This window comes from Paenibacillus sp. QJM3NY_38, assembly GCF_056173265.1.
In genome coordinates this window covers 2,233,738-2,251,244 of record NZ_CM149665.1, presented here as the reverse complement: position 1 = coordinate 2,251,244, position 17,507 = coordinate 2,233,738, and the positions used below count along the sequence as shown (strand labels likewise).

Below are 17,507 nucleotides of genomic sequence, written 5' to 3'. Positions count from 1 at the left end.
GAGTAGGAGCGCTCGCGTTACCACCCTAATTAAAATCCGTTACCAAAAGGAACGGATTTTCACTTCATTGCCATAACGGGTTGTCATCCCGGAACCGGACTACTGTCACAGCCGCACAGGTGTACGGCTCTTTTTCCCCCGGTCAGCTCCGGACGGTAATTCAAAGGGGCTCGTTATCGGTTTGCACCACCCACCGACTCTCTGGAAACGAAAGGTTCCGCCTTCTACTGGGGTCCTTCAAAGCTTTTCACGATATGAACTTTGCATTATTTGTATCACATGCTTTCCGAAAAAGTCAATCTTCCTCAAAAAAGGACACGCTATATAGGGACACATGATTCAAAACCTTCGATTTATGCTATAATAGGTGCGTTAAAAGGAGGAGTATACATTCATGGTTGAGGAGAAAAAACAAGAGCCTGAAAAACAGAAGAAACCGCGTAAACGGTCCTTTCTGCGGGTGCTCGGATCCGTCATCGGATGGCTCTTTGTGGTGGGTCTGATGGGCGTTTTGTTCGCCGGAGGAGCCGTAGCTGGCTACGTGACCTCTATTGTTGAGAATGAGCCGGTAAGATCCAGAGCTCTCATCGAGAATACGGTGAACGACAATGCCATAACGGGCTTCGCCTACTTCGCGGATGGCTCACCGATCGGGCAGCTTAGAACCGAAGAAGACAGACGACCTGTGGAATTCAAGGATATTCCCCAGCTTGTTAAGGATGCCGTCGTATCCATAGAAGACAACCGTTTTTATACACATAAGGGTGTTGACATAAAAGGTACCGCTCGCGCCGTAAAAGAACGCGTGCTGAACGAACCGGTTCAAACCGGGGGCAGCACGTTGACGCAACAGCTGGCCAGGCTCACTTTTTTAAGTCGCGACAAAACCGATAACCGCAAGGTAAAAGAAATGCTGCTTGCCATGCGGATGGAACGCTTTTTGAGTAAAGACCAAATTTTAACAGCCTACTTGAACAAGGTTCCTTACGGCAACGGTTCCAGCGGATACCAGCTGTTCGGGATCAAGGCTGCCGCAAAAGGAATATTCAACATTAACAAGCTGGATGATCTGAACGTGGCTCAAGCTGCATATTTGGCAGGTCTGCCGCAGCTTCCATCCTCCTACTCGGCCTTCAACGGCAAAGGAGAATTTGACGAGAAAGCATTTAACCGGGCAGTAAACCGGCAACACCGCGTGCTGGCAAGCATGCTGGAAGAAGGCAAAATAACGCAAGCCGAATATGAAGAGGCCAAGGCATTCGATATCAAAAAATCGCTTGCTCCTCGCACACAGAAGGCCTATGTGACTTATCCTTATCTCATGATGGAAGTAGAACGTCAAGCATCGAATATTCTGATGCAGCTGAGCGAGGAAGCGGAAGAGAACGCAAAAGGCACGCAAGCGAACTCCGATCTGATGGATGCTTCCCGGGCCCAGCTCAGCACCGGCGGTTACCGTGTTTACACCACCATCGACCGGACATTATACAAGACCATGCGATCCATTGCTGAGGATGACAGCAACTACTTGCCTGACAGCCAGGAAAAAGGAATGGAGCAGACCGCCGCGATGATGATCGACAACAAAACCGGCGCCATTCTCAGCATGATTGAGGGCAGGGATTTTAACACAGAACAAATGAACTACGCCACACAAATGAAACGACAACCTGGATCTGCCATGAAGCCTATTGCCGCCTATTTACCGGCACTCGATTCGGGAGGGATTCAACCTGCCAGCGTGGTGGACGATTCACCGATCATCTTAAAGGACTACAGCAAAGTGTTCCATATTCCCAAAAACTCGTACAGCGGGTACAGAGGATTGATGACGGCACGACAGGCTTTGAACGATTCGACCAATACGGTGGCCCTCAAACTGTTTAACAACACGGTCGGAATCGAGAAGGCCTGGGAATTTTCCAAGAAGCTGGGTATCACGACCTTGGAGGAGGACGATTATAACGCTTCAACAGGTGTACTCGGCGGGCTTCATTATGGCGTGACAGTAGAAGAACTCACCAATGCATACAGTTCCATCGGCAATCAAGGCAAATTCACGGATGCTTTCATGATTGAAAAAATCGTGGATTCCAAAGGCAATATTGTCTATAAACATGAAGTAAAACCGGAGCAGGTATTCTCCGAGCAGACAGCGTATCTTATGACGGATATGCTCCGTACCGTCATCACGAACGGAACAGGCAGCAAGGTCAGAGACACGTACAAAAAATTCAATGAGGTTCCGGTCGTTGGTAAAACCGGATCTACCCAGAACTACGGGGATGTCTGGTTCATGGGATACTCGCCGGATGTGACGCTTGGCGTATGGGTCGGATACAAAGAACAAAAAAATACGCTCGTTGGAGACCAGCGCAAGCACGCCCAGGCCATTTGGGCAAGAATCATGAACGAAGCAACCGACGTTAAGCCGGATCTATTCCCAACCAAAACGTTTGAGAAGCCTGAAGGCATAACCTCCAAAACGGTTTCGGCGTACAGCGGCAAACTGCCGACCGCCTTAACGGACAGATTCGTAACGGATCTGTTTAATGTGAAGTTTGTACCTACCGAAAGCGATGACGGCATCGCAAAAGCGAAATATATCACCTATCGGGGTGTAAATTACATTCCACAGGAAGCAACGCCTCTGGATATGTTGAGAGAACAAATCGTAATCAAGCGTGAGAAGCCCATCGATGAGCTGATTATAGAGCTGCAGAACGCCCTGAAGGTCATGAAAGGTGAGAAGAGATCACTGGAATCTTATCTGCCGCAGGACGCGAAGAAAGGGATGCCAAGCAGGCTCGACCCTAGAACGGATGATGGCAAAGCCCCTACTCCACCGAAAAACGTACATTATTCGATGGGCAGCGGCTCGATCAGCTTTAATGCCAGCGGATCTCCTGATGTTGTCGGATACCGGCTCTTTAAGTCCGTTAACGGAAGTCCGTATACACACCAAGGGCAGGTCGTGCTTGGCGATGAGAGTCTTGTCTTCTCAGGACTTGGAGCTGACGGAATGTTTACTTCCTATTACGTTGTCGCCGTTGACGTTGCCGGCAAAGTATCTGAGCCAAGCGCCATTGTGGGCGGCACAGCGCCTGGATTCGAAGTACCGGGTGACAACGAAGCGAATCCGGATGACGACATCGATAATCCTGATGACGGCTTGACTGAGGGAGATCCCAATATCGACCTGGAACTTGGGAATGAAGGTGCTGCTACCGTACCGTCTGCACCAGGTCAGCCGACCCTTGTAGCTACCCCTGAGGGCTTTCAGGCCACCTGGAGCGGCAATGCTCCAGAGGAAGAGGTTATGGTCTACAACATCTACATCAGCCCAAATAGTGACGGCAATTACCAGATTCTTGGCTCAAGTAAGAGCACGGAGTTCTATTACTCCTCCGGTAACCCAATCGGCGGTACCTTTAGAGTAACTGCCGTAAATCCAATCGGTGAATCTGCTGCTTCACCGGCCGTATATTTTGAGAAAAAATAGATTGAAATATTAAAAAGCCAGCCCCTCTACAGAGCTCATCTGTTGGAAGGGCTGGTTTTATTTTTGCTTAAGCAGAGGCTTCTGGTTTAGTTCATCTTTTTAGGTAGAAGAAAAAAACGTCCGTCTATAAAAAAACTGACAATGAAAATGGTGGTCACCATCTTCATTGTCAGCCCTGTCTTGATCACGCTTTTTAATCTTCAATCGTGGACAGATCCCCTGTCGGAAGATCCAGCTCCCACGCTTTCAGTACGCGGCGCATAATCTTACCGGAGCGTGTCTTCGGAAGTTTATCCTTAAACTCAATTTCACGAGGCGCGGCATGAGCGGAGAGTCCTTCCTTCACAAAACGGTAAATTTCATCCTTGAGCTCCTGAGTAGGTGTATACCCCTCACGTAAAGAGATAAAGGCTTTAATGATCTCGCCACGAGTAACATCAGGCTTACCTATCACGCCTGCTTCAGCAACAGCCGGATGTTCAACCAGCTTGCTCTCGACTTCGAACGGCCCGATTCGCTCACCGGACGAATTAATCACATCGTCGATTCTGCCCTGGAACCAGAAGTATCCTTCTTCATCCATGTATGCCGAATCACCTGAAATGTACCAGCCCGGAATTCGGAAGTATTCTTCATACTTCGCCTCATTATTCCAAATTTTTCTCATCATGGACGGCCAAGGTGTCTTGATTGCCAAATTCCCCATCGTGTACGGAGCCACTTCTTTCCCCTGATCGTCCAGGATAGCCGCTGTAATGCCCGGCACCGGGCGCCCCATGGATCCTGGCTTGATCGCCATGCCCGGGTAATTACAGATCAACTGTCCGCCAGTCTCTGTCATCCACCATGTGTCATGGATACGCTGCTTGTAAGCCTTGTGTCCCCAACGCACCACCTCGGGATTAAGCGGCTCGCCAACGGATAAAATATGCCGTACATGGCTCAAATCATATTGGTCGATAAGCTCGGAGCCGGCACCCATCAGCATGCGGAAGGCGGTCGGAGCGCTGTACCATACCGTTACCTTATTGTTCACCAAAGTGCTGTACCAATCCTGCGGACTGAAACGGCCGCCGCGAATGACATTGGTAACCCCGTTCAACCACGGTGCAAAAATACCGTAGGACGTACCGGTAACCCAGCCCGGGTCCGCCGTGCACCAATATATATCATCTTCCCTTAAATCCAAAACAACCTTGCCCGTATAATAATGCTGAATCATGGCATTCTGCACGTGATACACGCCCTTCGGTTTCCCGGTAGAGCCTGACGTATAGTGCATGATCAATCCATCTTCCCGTTCAAGCCATTCAATCTCCAGCTCACTTGATGCAGCTTCAACTTCCTCGTGGTAGCTTACTAGCCGCGGGTCCTCCTCTTCAATCTCGCCCACGACAAAAATATGCTTCAGTTCAGGCAACTCGTCTCGCTTCACGCGTGACAACAGTGCAGGCGTCGTAATCAGTGCAATCGCTCCACTGTCCTCCAGACGATCCTTTACAGCCGTCTCCATAAACGCCTCGAACAATGGGCCGACCACGGCGCCAACCTTCAGAATGCCCAGCAAACCGGCATAGAGCTCAGGACCGCGCGGCATAAAGATAAATACCCGATCACCTTTGCCAACGCCATATTTACGAAGTACATTACCGAACTTGTCGGATTTTTCTTTCAACTGCGCATAAGTAATAGATTCCTCACGATTGGCGTCACTATACAAGAGAGCTACCTTATCTCCTCGCCCCTCTGTCACATGACGATCTATAGCTTCATAGGCCATATTCACTTTGCCCGTCTCATACCAAGTAAAATGTCTCTCGATTTCGTCCCATGAAAACTCGGAGCGTGCCTGCTCGTAACTCTTCATATTGGAATGTGAAACTTCACTTGGCAATATTTCGCTATGCGTTTGATTCATGATAACATCCTCCTCATTCTCAAATCGGTCTCCTCATAGTGGACAGCGCTTACAAAATGATTGAATGAAACATACATTTTACACATTGCGGTGGGTCGTCACGTTGTCGCAGTCATCGAGTCATTAACCCCTGAATTCGCAAGGAAACATATCGTTAAGTACGACACAAATGTGAAGATTTTATGTCGAAAAGATTATATCATAGCTCTCGTTTGCCTGTCATTGCTTTTCATTTTTTTATTTTTTTGCTATAAGTAGGGTATGGAATTGAAAGGAGCGTAACGGATGGAACACTGCAAGGTATACCAGTCTCATGTTTTGTTCCCTGAAGACCGCCGCCTGATCATCGAAGGACCTGTACCTCCCGAGCAACTATCCGAGCTAACCATGCACCCTGATCTCAAGGCTTTTCGTCGTCCTGCGGAGCAGCATGAGGCATTGGTGGAAATTGCAGGCCTGCCCGAAGGCAGAATCATTATCACGAGAGACCAAGATATGATCGTTGGATATGTAACGTTTCATCACCCGGATGAGCAGGAACGCTGGTCTGAGGGCAATATGGAAGATTTGATTGAACTTGGAGCCATCGAGGTAGCGAAAGATTACCGTTCTCTGGGACTTGGGCAGCAGATGATAAAGACTGCATTTGAAGAAGAGCAGATGGAGCGTTACATCGTGTTTACGACCGAGTACTACTGGCATTGGGATCTTAAAGGAAGCGGCCTTAACGTATGGGATTACCGCAAAATGATGGAACGGTTAATGAAAATCGTAGATATGGAGTGGTACGCAACCGACGATCCGGAAATCTGCTCCCATCCTGCCAACTGTCTCATGGTCAGAATCGGACGGCACGTACCGCTTTCATCACAAGAACAATTCGATCGTATCCGTTTCAGACAGCGGTTTATGTATTAAGTCGATACCCAATAAATAAAAAACAAACTCCCCAAGGGCTTGTCCTTGGGGAGTTTGTCTGTAGAGGTGCATACTGGATATGTATGCCTGCCACTTACACAAAGTTTTTACTAGAGTTTGCCGAGCATGTAGCTCACGATTTCGTGTGAACGCTTGGAAGCTTTCACGGTAAACTCAGGGAAGTTGACATGCGCAGAACCGTCAGCCTTATCCGACATGGATCTGATCACCACATAAGGCACACGGTTCATATAACACACCTGGGCAACGGCAGATCCTTCCATTTCCGCGCAAACCCCGTTCAGATCCTCGTGAAGCGTCCGTACTGTATCACGACTGGCAATGAACTGATCGCCCGAAAGAACCTTTCCGATAACGTAATGATTCGCCGCCTGCTCTTTGCACGCTTCCTCTGCCAGCTCGATCAACGAGGGATCAGCAGGAAAATCAGACACTGCCTGATACGGAATCACGCCGCGCGCAAAGCCGAGCGGCGTCACGTCCATATCGTGCTGCATGCAGGAGGAAGAGATGACGATATCGCCAATGTTCAGCTCCGGGTGCAGCGCGCCTGCTACGCCGGTAAACAATATTTTGGAAACGCCATAAGTATCAATCAAGATTTGCGTAGTAACCGCGGCATTCACCTTACCCACTCCGCTCTTGCATACAACGACGCTCTTGCCATGAATCGTTCCCGAAGCATATGTAACCCCTGCACGAACTGCCGTTTCTTTATTCTCCAGTTGACTGAGCAGCATTTCCACTTCTTCGTCCATGGCCCCGATTAGGCCAATAACCTGTGTTGTCATACCGATATCCCTCCTGAATTCAAGACCACAAAATAATCCCACCAGAAAAAAGCCCCTTTAAAACCAGGAGCTTTCTTCAAAATGGTAAATTGCTTTCATTCACACTTCTTACTCGTTCACATGACTAACCGAAAGCCGAAGAATCGTTTCATGCGGCAGAATCACGCGAGGATTCTCCACATTCTCCTTCTTCATCAGCTTGGTAAGCAAGCGCATAGCTACGGCTCCCAAATCATACATCGGTTGAGCTACCGTTGTCAGCTGTGGACGAACCATCGAAGCCATCCGAATATTATCTACGCTGATAATAGAGAAATCATCCGGCACTTTGTAGCCTTCATCCTGAATGCTATGAATAGCGCCAATTGCCATCTCATCGGTAGCAGCAAAAATAGCCGTCGGTTTCTTCTTAAGTCCCAGGAAGTATTTCATCGCTTCCACGCCGGACTCATAGCGATAGTTACCAATACGCACCAGATCCTCTTGATATTCGATGCCGGCAGTTTCCAGTGCCTTCTTGTAGCCTTGGAAACGTGCATAGCCGTTCGCCGGATCCTGAAGCGTGCCGCTGATCATGGCAATCTCACGGTGCCCATGCCGGATCAGAGTGTTCACTGCATCAAACGCAGCCTGTTCATGATCAATGTCAACGGAAGGATAAGAACCTCTCTCGTCACTTGTCGCACATAGAACAATCGGCACAGCCGATGTCTGGAACGCCTGGATATGCTCGTCCGTCACCGTTCCACCCATAAACAACAAACCGTCCACTTGCTTCTCAAGCAATGTGTTGATAACGCGGATTTCTTTTTCCTTACGTTTGTCGGCATTACACAAAATTATATTATAGTGGTACATGTTAGCAATATCCTCAATACCACGGGCAATCTCCGCAAAGATCGAGTTCGAAATGTCAGGGATCACAACGCCGACGGTTGTGGTCTTCTTGCTGGCCAAACCTCTGGCTACCGCATTCGGACGATACCCTAAACGTTCAATCGCTTCGTATACTTTTTTCCGGGTCTGAGGCTTAACGTTCGGGTTATTGTTTACAACCCTTGATACCGTCGCCATGGAAACGCCTGCTTCGCGCGCAACATCGTAAATGGTTACCGTCAAATTCCTTCTCTCCATTGCCAATAGATTTTCATTCGTTCAATACCAATTGAATTTATGATACGACAAATTACTGCTTTGTGCAACGACACGGCATTAGATGCCGTCCAATTGAGCTTTCAGCGCTTCAGTCGTAATATGGGAATGGGATGTATGCCAGACTGGCGCTCCTTCTTTTACAAGAATAACTTGTGGCGATTCGTGCTGTATGCTTAGAGTTTCCGCAGCTTGACTCGACACCGGACGGTCGGCAATGACATCGATCCATACATAGTCGATCCGCTCGTTCGGCTGGTCCTCCAGGTAAGCTTGCACTTCCTTATAGGCTCCGGCACTAATTGGGCATCTGGTACTATGTTTGAACAGCAGCAAGGGCCTCTGCTCCGAAGATTCAAGGGTGCTGCGCAACTCTTCTATAGTAGTCATTTTCGTCAACGTCGCCATAGGATATACATTCCCTTCATTGTATTGAAGTTCCTATCCTCTATCCTAACAAAAAGTGCGTGAAAAATCCAACAACCGCGAAAATTTTCTGAAAATTATCTTGCATAATTTCCCGAATTTTCAGGAACGAGAGATTTAATCGTGCTTAACTGCTCGAGCCGTCCCTCAATTTGTCTCATCCAGTCACCGTCGCCCAAGCTCTGGGCATAACGAAATAGATCCAACAGCATATTGATCCGCTCATCAAAAACTTCCATGCAGCGTGTCTGCCATTCTACCGACGAATCATCATCGTATGTACGGAACACTTCTCGAAGTACGTATGCAGACTCATTAACATCTGCGAACGAAACGTGTATTCGTCCGGTCTCATTGCTCATCGATGCGAGATAGCGAAGTAAATCCGGTTTAATAAGAGGCAGAAGCTCATACTTCTTGCAAGCCTGACAGGCATAAACAGGAACATGATATATTCGAGTCCTTCTTTCATGAATCAGCTTTCTTAATTCCAACTTCATCCATTGTCCGCAGTTGCAGGTTTTGAACAAAATGCCCACCCCAAATCCTATCACGTAATCTAATCCCAACAGCCTATGTCACAAATCTGTCACCTAAACTAGTTCTATTCGACTATCATACCAAAGAATCCTGCTAATTTGTGATAATGCTTTATTTACCAGATATGTTTCCAAATGTTTGTTCTTTGCTCGTTCCTATGAAACAGCCCTCCATATTTGTTACAATAAGTACAGTCATACGGATACATGAGGAAATCTGCGAGAAAGGGGTTATATCAATCATGAGATTGGCTGGAAAAAAGGTAATAGCGCTTGTAGACGAAGAATTTGAGGATCTGGAACTCTGGTATCCCGTTTACCGGGTCCGTGAGGAAGGGGCAGAAGTCCATCTTGCCGGGTTGGAAAAAGGAAAAACTTACACGGGCAAATATGGTGTTCCCGCTCAAGCCGAATATTCATTTGAAGAGCTGAACAGCAAGGATTACGATGGAATTCTCGTTCCGGGCGGCTGGGCGCCGGACAAGCTGCGCCGTTATGATAAAGTGCTGCAACTGGTTAAAGAAATGGATGCGGACAAAAAACCGATCGGACAGATCTGCCACGCCGGATGGGTACTCATCTCCGCCAAAATCCTGAACGGAGTTACGGTTACTTCCACACCGGGAATCCGCGACGATATGGAAAATGCCGGTGCAATCTGGAAGGATGAAGCGGTCGTGACCGACGGTCATATTATTTCCGCCCGCCGTCCACCGGATCTGCCGCCGTACGGCAAAGCCTTTTGCGATGCTCTGGCACAGCAAGGCTAAAAGCCCCCCTGCACCACACAAAAACAGCCGCTCATTTCACCAAGAAGGACTCCTGGTGAGATAGGCAGCTGTTTTTGATGTGAGTATATGTTAGCTTGTCCACTCAAAAAAGAAACATGAAAATTGTAACATCATCCATCTTCTTGAGGTTGTCTTGTTAAGAGGCCGTGCTGTCCGTACCGTTAGTTCCGTTCAGATAACTGCTGCGTTCGGCAAACGCGCTGAGACGCTCTTCGACAGCGGAGCTGGTACGCAATTTGAAGCAGGCCGCTGCCTCCCCCTTCGCTTCTGCCGCATTGGTATTCAAGATGCGATGCTTCACGCGAAGCAAGGATTGCGGCGACATGCTTAAATCCTTAACGCCAAGCTCCAGCCATATCGGAATCGCCCGCTCGTCCCCGGCCATTTCTCCGCACACGCTGACCGGTATGCCTGCCGCATGCGCAGCCTCCACCGTCGTCCGAAGCATGCGCAAGACCGCAGGATGAAATGGATGGTACATATGCGCGATCTGCTCGTTCATCCGATCCACCGCCAGCACATACTGTACCAGATCGTTCGTCCCGATGCTGAAGAAATCGGCTTCCTCTGCCAACATATCCGAGATGGTAACTGCTGCCGGCACTTCAATCATGATGCCGACCTTAATGTTTGGATCGTATGCGATGCCGCGTTGGTCCAAATCGGCCATCGCACGCCGCAGCACGGCATTAGCCTGCTTGACTTCCTCTATCGAGGATATCATCGGATACATGATTTTGACGTTACCAAAAGCGCTGGCCCTCAGAATGGCGGACAGCTGGGTCTGGAACGGTTCTGTGCGATCCAGGCTGATACGGATGGCGCGATAACCCAGGAAAGGGTTCTCTTCTTCCGGCAGCCCGAAATAATCCAGCTGTTTATCGCCGCCAATGTCCAGCGTACGGATCACGACCGAGGACTCACCTGCGTTCTCGGCAACCAGTTTATACACTTCAAATTGCTCTTCTTCCGAAGGAAAGTTGTGGCGATCCATATATAAAAATTCCGTCCGGAACAATCCGACTCCCTGTGCGCCGTTCTTCAGCGCAATCTCCATTTCTTTAACGGAGTTCATATTCGCGGCCAGATTAAAATAGGTTCCATCCTTCGTAACCGCATCAACGGTTGCCAGGAGCTGCAGCTGCTCTTTCTTTTTCCGTTGCAACTCGCGGATCCCTTCGTAACGCTCTACAACCAGCGTGTCGGGCTCCAAATACAGCAAGCCTTCATCCCCATCCACAACCAGATGCTGTCCGGTCTGGATCGGATGATCCAGCTTGTTCTCAATCCCGGATACAAGTGGTATGCCGAGAGCGCGGGCCATTATCGCCGAGTGAGAGGTCTTGCCACCCGTCATCGTCACGATGCCAAGAACGTGGGAAGGGTTAAGGTGCACAAGCTGAGACGGAGAAAGTTCCTTTGCAACCAAAATATAAGGCTGCGTATCAGCCGGAAGCTTGACTTCCGGAGCACCGAGAAGATGCTTGAGCAGCCGATTACCAACATCCTTAATATCCAGCGCCCGCTCCTTCATATACTCGTCGTCCAGCAAATCGAACATGGATACGAAATGATCGATCGCCTCTTTAACCGCCACTTCGGCAGCCTTGTACTGGCGCTCGATGATCCCTTGAATTTCGTTCATGAATACGGGATCCTCCAGTATGGCCAGATGCGCATCAAAGATCTGCGACTCCTCGTGCCCCACCATTTCCTTGAATTCGTTCTTGATATATTCAATTTCATTCTTGGAGGTTCGTATGCCTTCATATAAGCGCTCGAACTCTTTGGCTAAATCGACAGCATCCATTTCGGAATCCGGAAGGTCCAACTCCCAATGCGGCAGTACGAAAGCCTTACCGATCGCTACGCCTGTTGCTGCGCCAATGCCTTGTATCATGATTCTCTACCCCCAGCATTACTCTCATTTAATACGACGGACATGACAGATGACTGTCCTCTCTTAACGGACTTGAATGGAGCAAAGCTCCAAGATCTTACTTTATCGGGATTGGTGATCACCATTGGTGTTGCCAGTGATGCGGCATGTGTCTTTAAATATGCCAGATCGAACTTGACCAGCAGTTGCCCCGGCTCAACGGTATCCCCTTCGCTTACCACAGCTGAAAACGGTCCTTTCAGTTGAGAGGTATCGATCCCGATATGAATCAACACCTCGAGTCCATCCGGCGTTGAAATGCCAATGGCATGCATCGTCGGATAGACATGCATCACGGTTCCGTATACCGGAGATACAAGCTCCCCTTTTTCCGGAATGAACGCCACGCCGTTGCCGACAAGCTTGGCGGCAAAAATATCATCCGGCACTTCGTCAATCGGAAGCATGCGTCCCTGTACGGGCGCGCTGAACAGAACGCGCGGTAAATCTTGCTGCATCAGCTTATTTATCTCTTCGCGGATGAGCTCGGAATACGTCCCGAATACCACCTGGACATTACCGCCGCCCAGCTTGATGATGCCGGCTGAACCGAGCAATTTCAGTGCGTCCGAATCAATCTGGCGGTCGTTGTATACGGTCAGTCGAAGACGCGTCATGCAGGATTGGACCTGAACGATGTTGTCTTTCCCACCAAGCGCTTCCAGAATAAGCGGTGCCTGATAGGGGATGTCTCCTGCCCGGCCTTCCAGCGCCGAGCCTTCTTCACGCCCGGGTGTCGGGATTTCGAAGGTGCGAATGGCCCAGCGGAACAGAAAATAGTAAACGATGCCGTATACAGCCCCGATGGGTATGATGATCCAGGCGTTCTGCGACAAGTGAAAATTGAGTACGTAATCGATAAATCCGGCCGAGTATGAAAACCCGTGATGGATATCAAATGCATAGGTAAGCACCATCGCGAAACCGGCCATCAGGGCGTGGAGTACATACAGATAAGGAGACGCAAATAAGAATGCGAATTCAATCTGCTCCGATACCCCGGTCAAAAAACAGACGAGCGCGGACCGCATAAACGTTTTTTTCACCTTCGGCTTCAAATCTTCCCGTGCCTCTTGAATAATGGCAAATGCAATCGCCGGCAGGGCAAACATCATAATCGGGAATAAGCCGGCCATGAAGTCGCCCGCTGTCGGATCACCCGCGAAGAATCGGGGCAGATCCCCCTGAACAACGGTACCGTCTTCCGTCTCGTACGAGCCCAGCTGAAACCAATAGACGTTATTCAACAAGTGATGCAGACCAAATGCCGTCAGTACCCTGTACAAAATACCGTAGAGAAATAATCCGAATGCCCCCATATGTACGGTCAGATCATAAAAAGCATCTAAGCCGCGCTGTACCATGGGAGCCATCCCCAGCATGATCCATGCAAATATCGTGGAGAACAGTCCCATGAACAAAAGAACAAATCGGGAGCCCCCAAAAAACTGTATAGCTTCTGGAAGCTTAATATGTTTGAACCGGTTATAAACGTAACCGGACATTACCCCAAAAATAATACCAATCAAGGTCGAGGGCTGTACACTCCCGTCTCCGAGACGGGATATTACCTGATCGTAGATGAACATGCCAGCCAGAGCGGCAAGCCCTGCGGGTCCTCCCTGATTCGAGAGCCCCCATGCGACACCGATGGCAAATAAATACGGCATATAATAAAACACACCGTGCCCCGCTGCCTGGGCAATCTCGCCCAAGGTTCCGAAGCCCCACGCCGACCATGGCAGACTCCCCACGCTAAGCAGGAGAGCTGCCGCCGGAAGCGCCATTGTAGGGAGCATAACTGCTCTGCCCAGCTGTTGTAATGATCCCAACCAATTCAAGGCGAGCCCTCCTTTCTATCCTTGATGGTAAGCGCTGCGCCTGTTTTTGTCAAAAAGAAATCAGGGCAAATGCCACATAGAAAAGCAAGCCTCACGAGCAGTGCCTCGGCAGGCCCGGATCGTGTCCAGTCTGCCAGCGGCTGCTTCAACATAAGGCTTGCTCCTAATTCCAACTCACCAATTCAAATCTTAACGCCCGCCCAAAGCGATGGAATCCTCCACCTTAATGCAGCGGTCCATGATGGCAATCATGCCGCTCTTCTCCGCGATGGCCGCCGCCTCTTCACTGATAATGCCCTGCTGAAGCCAGAGCACCTTGGCTCCAATCTCGGCAGCTTCCCGCGCCACATCGGCACAATATTCACTGCGTCTGAACACATTGACGATATGGATCGGCTCCGGAATGTCCTTCAGGGATGGATAACTCTTCTCCCCAAGTATTTCTGTTGCACCAGGGTTAACCGGGATAATCCGGTATCCGCGCATTTGCATCGCAGCAGAAACCATATGGGAAGTACGATCCGGCCTGTCAGACAGACCGACAACAGCGATATTGCCTGCGTTTCGCAAAATATCCGCGATTTCTTCGCGCGTAGGATTTTCAAATGCCATGCTTCATGACCACCTTTCCATTCGTAATAGACGAGCCTCTTGGCTATTCCTTTATTTTACCCATTCTACATTGGCTCCAAGCGCCTTCATGTGATCAAAATATTGCGGGTACGACTTGGCCACATGATGCGCATCCTTAATCCGGATCGGCTGATGTGCGCGAAGTCCGACCACAGTCAGGGCCATAATGACCCGATGATCATAATGGGCATTGATCTCCACACCGCCCTCGACGCCTTCCGGACGGCCGTGAACGATGATCTCGGCCTGGCGTTCCTCAACATTGGCTCCGGCTTTGCGCAATTCGTTCAAATAATCCGTAATCCGGTCGCATTCCTTATAGCGGAGATTCTCCACATTGTAGAATCGGGAGGTTCCTTCGGCAAACACAGCTGCCGCAACCATCGCTAGTACCGCATCCGTCGCTGCATCTCCATCGAATTCTAAAGCCTTCAGGGTTCGGTTGCCCTGGACATGGACATTTCCGTCCTTGTGCGTGAGGGGAACCTCCATCATCCGCAGGACGTCAATAATAGCCCGCTCTCCCTGCTTGCTGTCCTCTGACAGATTGCGGATGGTTACATCCGACTGCGTGACAGCAGCCGCCGCCAGGACGGCAGCAGAGCCCGGATAATCGCCTTGAACGGTATAGGTCTTCGCTTCGTAGGATTGACCGCCAGGAACCCGGAAGAATGTATAATCATCCGCTGCGTGAATCGTAATGCCCGCTTGCTCCAGCACTTCCAGGGTCTGACCGATAACGACCTTGGATTTCAAATCACCGGTAACGGTAATCTCGCTGTCCTCGGCAAGCAGTGGCGTTAAGAACAACAGTGCGCTTAAGTACTGCGAACTTACTTCGCCAGATACGGTGAGCTTTCCGCCTTTCGGCTGACCGCCACGAATCGTGATCGGCAGTTTGCCTTCATTATGCTCGACTTCCACGCCCAATTGACCAAGCGTCTCAATGAGATCATCATGAGGACGTTTGCCCAGTGATTCCGGATAAGTATTGACAAAGGTAACCTCTTTAGACAACGCCGTGACTCCCATCAGGAAGCGCAAAACGGCGCCGGCGTTACCGACGTTCAGTTCCTTCACATCCCGCGGCGATTTGCCAAAGCCCGTAATGACCGCCTTCTCCTCGTCCTCCTCGATCACGGCCCCGAGATCCCGGATACAGCGTCTCATGGCGTCGCTATCCTCGCTATGAGCTGGGTAATAGATCGTGCTCGTTCCTTCGGCAAGTGCAGCTACCAGCAAGTAACGAGTTGTATAGTTCTTGGAGGATAGCGCTCCAATCTCTCCGTTTAATATAGGCGTAGGCTTGACGATTACATCCATCGTATGTATCTCTCCTTGTAATTATTAGGTTATGAATAACAACCTTGAAATCTCCCTTAGTATAAATTGACAGGGAAAGAACCGCTTGGTTATCATAGTTCATGTGAACTGGAAATTAAGATCGTTACGATCTTAATCATTTATTATCAGAAAAGAGGTCTATATGATGAAACCGATCCCTCAAATGGAAACATCGGAGCTTAGAAGCCGGCTTCAAAACGGCGAAAATGTGTACATGATTGATGTCCGCGAGGACGAGGAAGTTGCAGCAGGCATGATCAGCGGTGCCAAGCATATTCCTATGGGCGAGATTCCGAATCGTCTGGACGAAATTCCGCGCGATCAGGAGGTCGTCTTCATCTGCCGCAGCGGTGGTCGCAGTCAACACGTATGCGAATTTTTGAATCACCAGGGCTTGACTAATGTAATCAACATGAAGGGCGGCATGCTTCAGTGGCATGACGATGAAGAATAGACAGGCCATGAAGAAGGTGCGGGATGATCGTGATTCCCGCCTTTTTTGCATGCTCCGACCCAAGTACAATCTACAGATGCACCTTAGAGACTGATTCATGATCATCGCCTCAAGGCCGTTCGCTGACCATCTTAGCCGCGGTAATGCGTTAAAATGTCAGCCGCTACTTCCCCCGCGGATCGGCCAACCGTATCCACTATGACATCCGCAAACTGGTATTTGTCCTTTCGTTCATCCAGGATACGCGGAACTCTATCTTCGACATCCCCCGCAAGCAGCGGCCGATTGGCATCACCACGTACCCGTTCAACAATGCTGGAAGCATCCGCTGTAAGAGCAACGACCCAGCCACCGCGTTTCATTACATCACAGTTCTCGGAACGAAGCACAGCTCCTCCGCCGGACGCTACGACAATGCCTTTCCGTTCTAAAACGCTGCGCAGTGCAACAGATTCTGCCTCACGAAAATACGGCTCTCCATCCGCTTCAAACATCTCGGAAATCGTTCTGCCTTCCACCCTCTCAATTTCCGCATCCAGATCGATCAGGGTGTAGCCGAGCGTGTCTGCCAGGAGACGCCCTACGGTTGACTTGCCCGTACCCATCATCCCGATCAGAATGATGTTCCTACCTATCTTATCCAATTTGACACCCCATTTGCTGCTTCACTGTAAAGGTTGCTCATATCATACCACAGCCCCAAATCTTTCGACAATGGACCTGACTCTCTAAATTGTTCTTATGCGAGTAACCCCCAAGTAAAGCTCCAATTTTATCGAGTCTATCTGGTTCCCTATTGTCATATACTAATTACAAAAATACAAGATTAGAAGAAAGGAGTGAATATATTATGTCTTTTCGTCCAACCGGTCTCTCTTCCGCTGCCAAGCGCATCCGCCGGATTCTCGACCCAGCCTACCCGCTATGCCGCGAAGATGTGATCTGGGTGCTTCATTTTGTCCAAAAAAAAGTGGCTCTGAAGGATCCTGCGCTGCTGGATCTTTCAAAGCCACGTTTGCTGCAAAATTTCAACAGTTACTGCGAAGCCGCGCTGCTCTTGCTCGGAAGCGGAAACCACATCCATACAAAGAACCACGACATCCGCACCTGTCTCTTAGAAGCCATGCACGGACTTCCTGAGCTGGCGGAGGCGCACTCCCCTTCTCAAGCCCGTACGGTTGAATCTCTGATCTCTCCCCCGGCGAACGGAAATCATTCTAGCTCCCCAGAGTGAAATG

The 17,507-nt window shown here is 49.6% G+C and carries 16 protein-coding genes and 1 other annotated feature (1 of these 17 running past the window's edge); of the genes, 5 read left to right on the top strand and 11 right to left on the bottom strand.

Going from position 1 to position 17,507, the window contains the following annotated elements:
• Positions 1-250: a binding site (T-box leader), on the bottom strand (it extends 9 nt beyond the left edge of the window).
• Positions 251-394: 144 nt separating this feature from the next.
• Positions 395-3,502, top strand: a complete 3,108-nt coding sequence (locus tag AC0VZ8_RS09905; RefSeq protein WP_475486736.1) for a transglycosylase domain-containing protein — start codon at positions 395-397, stop codon at positions 3,500-3,502.
• A 193-nt stretch (positions 3,503-3,695) separates the two neighbouring features.
• Here the strand turns inward: AC0VZ8_RS09905 and acsA are convergent, their stop codons facing one another.
• The gene (gene acsA / locus AC0VZ8_RS09900; RefSeq protein WP_475486735.1) at positions 3,696-5,420 is read right to left on the bottom strand and encodes an acetate--CoA ligase; all 1,725 of its coding nucleotides are present in this window, start codon (positions 5,418-5,420) and stop codon (positions 3,696-3,698) included.
• A gap of 285 nt (positions 5,421-5,705) precedes the next feature.
• On the opposite strand from acsA, the gene AC0VZ8_RS09895 reads away from it, so the two are divergent.
• Positions 5,706-6,338 carry a GNAT family N-acetyltransferase gene (locus tag AC0VZ8_RS09895; RefSeq protein WP_071223676.1) on the top strand — a complete coding sequence of 211 codons (633 nt, stop codon included), beginning with the start codon at positions 5,706-5,708 and terminating at the stop codon, positions 6,336-6,338.
• A gap of 110 nt (positions 6,339-6,448) precedes the next feature.
• On the opposite strand, the gene AC0VZ8_RS09890 is transcribed toward AC0VZ8_RS09895, so the two are convergent.
• The 4 genes from AC0VZ8_RS09890 to AC0VZ8_RS09875 form a co-directional block, all read right to left on the bottom strand.
• Positions 6,449-7,150 carry a 5'-methylthioadenosine/adenosylhomocysteine nucleosidase gene (locus AC0VZ8_RS09890; protein WP_475486734.1) on the bottom strand — a complete coding sequence of 234 codons (702 nt, stop codon included), beginning with the start codon at positions 7,148-7,150 and terminating at the stop codon, positions 6,449-6,451.
• 108 nt (positions 7,151-7,258) lie between these two features.
• Entirely contained in the window at positions 7,259-8,269 is a 1,011-nt protein-coding gene (gene ccpA / locus AC0VZ8_RS09885; protein WP_071223674.1) for a catabolite control protein A, read from the bottom strand.
• 93 nt (positions 8,270-8,362) lie between these two features.
• Positions 8,363-8,710, bottom strand: a complete 348-nt coding sequence (gene ytxJ, locus AC0VZ8_RS09880; RefSeq protein ID WP_475486733.1) for a bacillithiol system redox-active protein YtxJ — start codon at positions 8,708-8,710, stop codon at positions 8,363-8,365.
• A 95-nt stretch (positions 8,711-8,805) separates the two neighbouring features.
• The gene (locus AC0VZ8_RS09875) at positions 8,806-9,282 is read right to left on the bottom strand and encodes a hypothetical protein (protein WP_235613267.1); all 477 of its coding nucleotides are present in this window, start codon (positions 9,280-9,282) and stop codon (positions 8,806-8,808) included.
• Positions 9,283-9,509: 227 nt separating this feature from the next.
• Here AC0VZ8_RS09875 and AC0VZ8_RS09870 point away from each other — a divergent pair, with 227 nt between their 5' ends.
• Positions 9,510-10,037: a type 1 glutamine amidotransferase domain-containing protein gene (locus AC0VZ8_RS09870; RefSeq protein WP_475486732.1), complete on the top strand. Its 528-nt coding sequence runs from the start codon at positions 9,510-9,512 to the stop codon at positions 10,035-10,037.
• A 157-nt stretch (positions 10,038-10,194) separates the two neighbouring features.
• On the opposite strand, the gene ptsP is transcribed toward AC0VZ8_RS09870, so the two are convergent.
• The 5 genes from ptsP to aroA are packed head-to-tail and all read right to left on the bottom strand — an operon-like array spanning position 10,195 to position 15,794.
• A complete protein-coding gene (gene ptsP, locus AC0VZ8_RS09865) occupies positions 10,195-11,958 on the bottom strand; it encodes a phosphoenolpyruvate--protein phosphotransferase (RefSeq protein ID WP_071223671.1) in 1,764 nt (587 codons plus the stop codon).
• Positions 11,955-13,838: a glucose PTS transporter subunit IIA gene (locus AC0VZ8_RS09860; protein ID WP_071223670.1), complete on the bottom strand. Its 1,884-nt coding sequence runs from the start codon at positions 13,836-13,838 to the stop codon at positions 11,955-11,957. Before AC0VZ8_RS09860 ends, ptsP begins: the two co-directional genes overlap by 4 nt.
• On the bottom strand, positions 13,835-13,990 hold the full coding sequence (locus tag AC0VZ8_RS09855) for a hypothetical protein (protein ID WP_162487675.1): 156 nt from the start codon (positions 13,988-13,990) through the stop codon (positions 13,835-13,837). The genes AC0VZ8_RS09860 and AC0VZ8_RS09855 overlap by 4 nt, the downstream gene beginning before the upstream one ends.
• A gap of 37 nt (positions 13,991-14,027) precedes the next feature.
• Positions 14,028-14,450: a CoA-binding protein gene (locus AC0VZ8_RS09850; RefSeq protein WP_071223669.1), complete on the bottom strand. Its 423-nt coding sequence runs from the start codon at positions 14,448-14,450 to the stop codon at positions 14,028-14,030.
• Between the two features lie 51 nt (positions 14,451-14,501).
• A complete protein-coding gene (gene aroA / locus AC0VZ8_RS09845; protein ID WP_220686002.1) occupies positions 14,502-15,794 on the bottom strand; it encodes a 3-phosphoshikimate 1-carboxyvinyltransferase in 1,293 nt (430 codons plus the stop codon).
• A 166-nt stretch (positions 15,795-15,960) separates the two neighbouring features.
• Between aroA and AC0VZ8_RS09840 the strand changes: the two genes are divergently transcribed.
• A complete protein-coding gene (locus AC0VZ8_RS09840; RefSeq protein ID WP_174819205.1) occupies positions 15,961-16,269 on the top strand; it encodes a rhodanese-like domain-containing protein in 309 nt (102 codons plus the stop codon).
• A 131-nt stretch (positions 16,270-16,400) separates the two neighbouring features.
• On the opposite strand, the gene AC0VZ8_RS09835 is transcribed toward AC0VZ8_RS09840, so the two are convergent.
• A complete protein-coding gene (locus AC0VZ8_RS09835; RefSeq protein WP_475487668.1) occupies positions 16,401-16,877 on the bottom strand; it encodes a shikimate kinase in 477 nt (158 codons plus the stop codon).
• A gap of 242 nt (positions 16,878-17,119) precedes the next feature.
• On the opposite strand from AC0VZ8_RS09835, the gene AC0VZ8_RS09830 reads away from it, so the two are divergent.
• Positions 17,120-17,503 (top strand): hypothetical protein, encoded by a 384-nt coding sequence (locus AC0VZ8_RS09830; protein WP_201259450.1) that lies wholly within the window; start codon positions 17,120-17,122, stop codon positions 17,501-17,503.
• Positions 17,504-17,507: the final 4 nt, after the last annotated feature.

Coding starts and splice junctions, on each gene's coding strand:
- AC0VZ8_RS09830 (WP_201259450.1), top strand. CDS start 17,120: ATGTCTTTTCGTCCAACCGGTCTCTCTTCCGCTGCCAAGCGCATCCGC.
- aroA (WP_220686002.1), bottom strand. CDS start 15,794: ATGGATGTAATCGTCAAGCCTACGCCTATATTAAACGGAGAGATTGGA.
- AC0VZ8_RS09895 (WP_071223676.1), top strand. CDS start 5,706: ATGGAACACTGCAAGGTATACCAGTCTCATGTTTTGTTCCCTGAAGAC.
- AC0VZ8_RS09890 (WP_475486734.1), bottom strand. CDS start 7,150: ATGACAACACAGGTTATTGGCCTAATCGGGGCCATGGACGAAGAAGTG.
- AC0VZ8_RS09850 (WP_071223669.1), bottom strand. CDS start 14,450: ATGGCATTTGAAAATCCTACGCGCGAAGAAATCGCGGATATTTTGCGA.
- AC0VZ8_RS09855 (WP_162487675.1), bottom strand. CDS start 13,990: ATGTTGAAGCAGCCGCTGGCAGACTGGACACGATCCGGGCCTGCCGAG.
- AC0VZ8_RS09840 (WP_174819205.1), top strand. CDS start 15,961: ATGAAACCGATCCCTCAAATGGAAACATCGGAGCTTAGAAGCCGGCTT.
- AC0VZ8_RS09905 (WP_475486736.1), top strand. CDS start 395: ATGGTTGAGGAGAAAAAACAAGAGCCTGAAAAACAGAAGAAACCGCGT.
- AC0VZ8_RS09835 (WP_475487668.1), bottom strand. CDS start 16,877: ATGATGGGTACGGGCAAGTCAACCGTAGGGCGTCTCCTGGCAGACACG.
- ptsP (WP_071223671.1), bottom strand. CDS start 11,958: ATGATACAAGGCATTGGCGCAGCAACAGGCGTAGCGATCGGTAAGGCT.
- AC0VZ8_RS09870 (WP_475486732.1), top strand. CDS start 9,510: ATGAGATTGGCTGGAAAAAAGGTAATAGCGCTTGTAGACGAAGAATTT.
- ytxJ (WP_475486733.1), bottom strand. CDS start 8,710: ATGGCGACGTTGACGAAAATGACTACTATAGAAGAGTTGCGCAGCACC.
- acsA (WP_475486735.1), bottom strand. CDS start 5,420: ATGAATCAAACGCATAGCGAAATATTGCCAAGTGAAGTTTCACATTCC.